Raw genomic sequence first — 3,929 nt, forward strand, 5'->3', positions numbered from 1 at the left:
CTATTACCCCGCCACTTTCACTCTTAGGCTACAATCACGTACATTCAGCCTGAGAGATCCGTTGCGGAAATAACGCCGCATTAAGGGGCAGCGACGCGCTACTGCTAAACTTCAATTTACCACCGTAAACACAACTGCCAAGATTTGAGACAAAGTCGCCACGCGTTGACTGTCCCTCTTGAATGCCTTGTTAGCTTATTTCGTGCAAACCATTGTATACCAAAAGCCATACCTTACTTTGCTTTACATGCTGAACTTGAGACTTAACACCAAAGCCGACAACTTCAGGCTGTGTACTTTGAATTACCTTGCGCCAAGCTAAAACCGCCGAACGTGGAGACTCACGAAACTTCACACAATGAAGCTGACATTTGAATTGCTGTTTTCACATACAAGACTTTGCAAATGGCACTATCCAAGGCGTAGTTGAAATGAGCACCAACTTTTGAAGTTTGGAGGCTAAATAAACAGCCAACAGCCAACAGCCAACAGCCAACAGCCAACAGCCAACAAAAGCTTATTCACTGACACATCTAGAACAAGAGAATGTGTAACCATTGCACGAACTTTCGATGATAACCCCAGATCGAACTAGCTATAAGATTCTGATTTTACTGTTGTAAGCTAACGCCGCATTAAGGTGTGAGCAACGCTACCTCGAAACTTCACCATACCACCGTAAACACAAAACCCAACGATGGAATGAAAAATGCCAAGCGTTGGGAATCACTCTTAAATGCTTTGTTAGAACTTTATAGCTCACGTGCATTAAAGTACTGACCATGAGTCTTCGTTGTCTGTACCCAGTCAGCAATGATTACCTTAAAGCCTTGCGTCTTAACTTTAGTGCCTATTTGTTCCAAATAGTCTGTGTTCATTGGGAACACACCCAACCTCAATACCTCCATGCCAAGCTTAGTTACTTTGTAAACTTCAAACTCGGCTTTTTTACCACTATTTTCATGAGTAATACGGAGTATTTTATTGTTATGGAATAGGGCTTGCTCATATGAATCAGCAATACGGGAACCTAGAGTGAGATGTAACCCACCACCTTTTACACCGCTTAGAATGCCAATATCTTCCATTTCTAAAAGGTAACTAAAATCCAACCCTGCATCTTCAATAGCTTTAACTTGATAAACACTATCGGAAATAGCAAAAGGCGCAAGCTTAGATATTTCATGAGCTTCTGATTTAGAAATATTCTTAATAAACTCAAGGGTTCTAAGTGAATATGAACCTGGACTAGCTAGCTCACCAGCTAAAGCTTTAGCCCATAGTCTTTGCAAGTCTTCTGAACTAATTTTTTCGACACTATCGCGCCAGCGAGCAAACCAGTCGGAATCTAAATCCTCTTCACTTCCCTCAGTATAATTATTCTCTAACTCTTCCTCTGCAAACAAAACCGCCTTAGTTACATTGATCTGCTCTTGGATATCCCTAGCTTGGCGGGTATTTAGGGTATTATCTCGTAACTCCTCTAGAGAAAAAGTTGGTTCGATTCGACCATCTCTCAATGCCAGAACAGAAGTTTCGCTATCTGAATCTTCCAAGGAAACAAGTTTACGGTCTTCCGTAAAAATTTTTCTTCCCGCCTTTATGTCAGCTACATCAATTTCTGTTTGTGCAAGCATAAGCAACTCATCTCGTCGAGCATCAACATTTGCTTTTCCTTGCCTACGAGTTTGCCATGGTGAAGCCAGAGAACCGACACCCTCTCTAGCTACCGTGTCCCATAACTTACCTAATAATTTTTCACCAATCATATACCGCCTCATGACTATAATTTGATGTAAGTTCTAACGCCGCGTTAAGTAGTGAGCAACGCTAACCACCTAACCTAAATCTTTGCACCTTAAACACTTAACCCAACTTAGAATGCAAGGCGCCAAGCGTTGGGAATCTGCCTTAAACGCCTTGTTATGCGAATTTGCATGCATAAGCTAACTTGGCCCAGTGCAGACTACCTTAAGCACGAAAAACCACAAACAAACCAAACACTTTTTGTGACTCAAGAAACAGCAGAGTCACTATGTTACAGCCGAGATTTCAACAACCACGAAATGCGCCCTTTCAGCAACAATATTGCTTTTAAACCACCCAACCTAGCAGCGACGAACGTTCAACAAATACTGAGCATCGATAGACTTGCCCTTTCCACACTTTGAACCCAACTAAACTTCCACGCACCGGCTCGGAAAGCGAATGAGGCAACCCACGAATGTTGGCATGTTTTACGGCCTAAGAGGTTCATGAAATTGAGCCAATAATGCTGAGTTGCCGACACCGAAAAACGGATAACCAAAGAAAGCGAAAACGAGAGATGAGATAATTTTCCTTCCAGTCGCATAACGCCTTGTTAAGGTGTGAGGCACGCAATACCAAAGCCTCTGCATACCACCTTAACCACTAAAACTAACGCACAGTAAAAATGCCACGCGTGCCGAATCACTCTTGAACAATTTGTTATGTAGCTAATCGCGTAGTTCGTAAAACCCTTTTTCGATATCGTACTTTAAGTGCTTTGTCAGTGAGAACTGCGGGTCTTCTTTGAGAAATCTATTAGCTATCATCATTTGGTACTCATTGACTGACATACCGTCAAAAACATGTTTATTAATGTTAAATCCAGAGCAGTTTTCTTGCCCGCCAACACTTTTATCACTGCCTTTTCTATTTGATTTGCCAATAATCTTGATCTTCATATGGAGGCAATCTGACAAATCTGTGTACTTGATATTGGTGCTATCAATTTTCATAAATTCCTCTTGCTACATAACGCCCTGTTAAGGTGTGAGCAACGCAATGCCGAGGCTCCCGCATACCACCTTAAACACTAAACGCAACGCATTGTAAAAATGCCACGCGTTGCGAATCACTCTTAAACAGTTTGTTAACTAACTACGATTTGTAAATATCTAAAAAGCTATAGCTCGGCTCGGGCATATTACGGGTATAGAAGGCTTCTGGAACATAATCCGTTTCAAACCCCAAGCGAAACCCGTATTTCTGGTAAGCAAGCTTTGCAAGTGCCAATAAAGGCACAGAAAAATAGCCAGTTAACTCTTCCTTTAATTTTTTTTGACTCCAATACTTGTGGTGCCCTTTGACCGCTTCATACATTACTTCTTGATATTCCGCTTCACCACAACCTGATTTATTTAGGACTTTTATCATCACATTAATCGTTGGTAAATTGATAAGGTTTGCGTGTTCAAAGGCTAAACCCTCAAGATACTCAGGAGTACTTACATCAATAAACTTCTGAATTAACGACTTAACGTCGCCAGATTTTATTCCAAGCATGGCCATCTGGAGTTCAAAGAAGGTATGAGACCGAACATTAGACCACTCAGTGCTTGGGTGATCGGCTGAGTTGGCAAGGTATTCTATATCGCTCACTTGCTCACAGAATAAAGATAGCCAAGCTGAATCTATCAGATGTGCCCCACTGATGGCGATGTGTTGAACTGTCTTCGCTCCTAAAGTCACCTCTGCTTTAGGGAGTACCACAGAAATCGTCTCTTCATCACTGAATAGCTGTGACTGTACTAATTTAATATCAAAGTACTGATGCATATCCATCGCTCTAAGACTGGATTCTATGTCACCAACCTTATGGTATAGACAACTTGTTAGAGAAAGACCTGCAAGGCTCACATCATATAAATCGACTTTGCCACTTTTATAGTAAAAATCAAAGTCATCAAGCAGTCGATTACATTTCATCCCATATGGGTTAGAAAGTCTCTTTAGGTAGTCTGCATGACATGGTATTGGTTTAAAGTGTTCTTTTGATGTCATATAAACATTTCTCTTTAATTTATTAACTGGATCGAAGGAGTTAGTTAACGCCGCATTAAGGTGTGAGCGGCGCTTGGCTATACTTGAGCGAAGCGAAACTGCCAAGCGTTGCGAATCACTCT

General features: G+C 41.4%; 4 protein-coding genes. 1 reads left to right on the forward strand and 3 read right to left on the reverse strand.

Annotated features, from left to right (window positions below; all coding sequences use genetic code 11):
- Nucleotides 1-752: 752 nt before the first annotated feature.
- Nucleotides 753-1,769 carry a DUF2806 domain-containing protein gene (locus R8269_RS23230; protein ID WP_215810704.1) on the reverse strand — a complete coding sequence of 339 codons (1,017 nt, stop codon included), beginning with the start codon at nucleotides 1,767-1,769 and terminating at the stop codon, nucleotides 753-755.
- 168 nt (nucleotides 1,770-1,937) lie between these two features.
- Between R8269_RS23230 and R8269_RS23235 the strand changes: the two genes are divergently transcribed.
- A complete protein-coding gene (locus tag R8269_RS23235; RefSeq protein WP_238972250.1) occupies nucleotides 1,938-2,171 on the forward strand; it encodes a hypothetical protein in 234 nt (77 codons plus the stop codon).
- A gap of 306 nt (nucleotides 2,172-2,477) precedes the next feature.
- Here R8269_RS23235 and R8269_RS23240 read toward each other — a convergent pair whose 3' ends face one another.
- Both R8269_RS23240 and R8269_RS23245 read right to left on the reverse strand, forming a co-directional pair.
- The gene (locus R8269_RS23240) at nucleotides 2,478-2,762 is read right to left on the reverse strand and encodes a hypothetical protein (protein WP_020838846.1); all 285 of its coding nucleotides are present in this window, start codon (nucleotides 2,760-2,762) and stop codon (nucleotides 2,478-2,480) included.
- A 142-nt stretch (nucleotides 2,763-2,904) separates the two neighbouring features.
- Nucleotides 2,905-3,929 (reverse strand): Imm49 family immunity protein (locus R8269_RS23245; protein WP_318222677.1); only part of this gene is annotated, 1,025 nt, incomplete at its 5' end.

Source organism: Vibrio sp. Vb0667 (assembly GCF_033391095.1).